We start from the raw sequence: 1123 nt of genomic DNA on the forward strand, positions 1-1123 counted from the left end.
AAAACTCGACAATGGTTCGTCAATCACCATCAAGGCGGGCGACACTGTCGGCACCGTGACCGTGCCTGCGCCTACCGATGACGTGTTTATCGATAAGAGCACGCAAACCGTCCAGATCACCGAAACCACTGGCGGCAACTTCGAGAAGTTAGAAGTCGCAGGTAACGGCGCAACCACCACGATCAACGACACCATCGACAAGGTTGATGTGGTCCTGACGGCGACTACTACCGTTGGCGAAGGCGGCAACATCGTCTACACCGCCAGCCTTGTGGATAAAAACGGCGCACCGGTGACCAACATCACCAACCCGTTGACCGTCACCCTGGACAATGGCGAGACCATCACCATCGGTGTGAATCAGTCGAGCGGTAGCGTTTCGGTTATTGCTCCTGATGACGTGTACAAGGGCGATCAAACCGTTACCACCGCTATCAAAGGCGTGACTGGTGGCGAGCACTTCGAGAATCTGGTCCCTGGCACTACAGCGGTGAACACCACCGTTACGGACACACCGGGTACCGACAACACGACCACTGTCACGTTGACCGCGCCAAGTGCCGTTAACGAAGGCGGCCAGATCACCTACACCGCGACCTTGAGCAACAAGGCCGGTACTGACGTCACCTTGAAGCTGGATAACGGCTCTTCGATCACCATCAAAGCTGGTGAGACCGTTGGCACCGTGACTGTGCCGGCGCCTACCGATGACGTGTTTATCGATAAGAGCACTCAAACCGTCAAGATTACTGACGCTTCCGGCGGCAACTTCGAAAAACTCGAAGTGGCAGGCAACGGTGCGACCACCACGATCAACGACACCATCGACAAGGTTGATGTGGTGCTGACTGCCACCACCACCGTCGGCGAAGGCGGCAGCATCGTTTACACCGCCAGCCTTGTGGATAAAAACGGCGCACCGGTGACCAACATCACCAACCCGCTGACCGTGACTTTGGATAACGGTAAAACCATCACCATCGGCGTAAACCAATCGAGCGGTAGCGTTTCGGTTCTTGCTCCTGATGACGTGTACAAGGGCGATCAAACCGTTACCACCGCTATCAAAGGCGTGACCGGCGGCGAGCATTTCGAAAACCTGGTCCCTGGCACTACAGCGGTA

At 56.2% G+C, this 1123-nt stretch carries 1 protein-coding gene; it reads left to right on the forward strand.

Going from position 1 to position 1123, the window contains the following annotated elements:
* A partial coding sequence (locus tag ODQ19_RS27955; protein ID WP_330211831.1) for an immunoglobulin-like domain-containing protein occupies positions 1 to 1123 on the forward strand: 1123 nt, incomplete at both ends.

This window comes from Pseudomonas sp. AM4(2022) (assembly GCF_036346515.1).
Taxonomy (GTDB): Bacteria; Pseudomonadota; Gammaproteobacteria; order Pseudomonadales; family Pseudomonadaceae; genus Aquipseudomonas; species Aquipseudomonas paracarnis.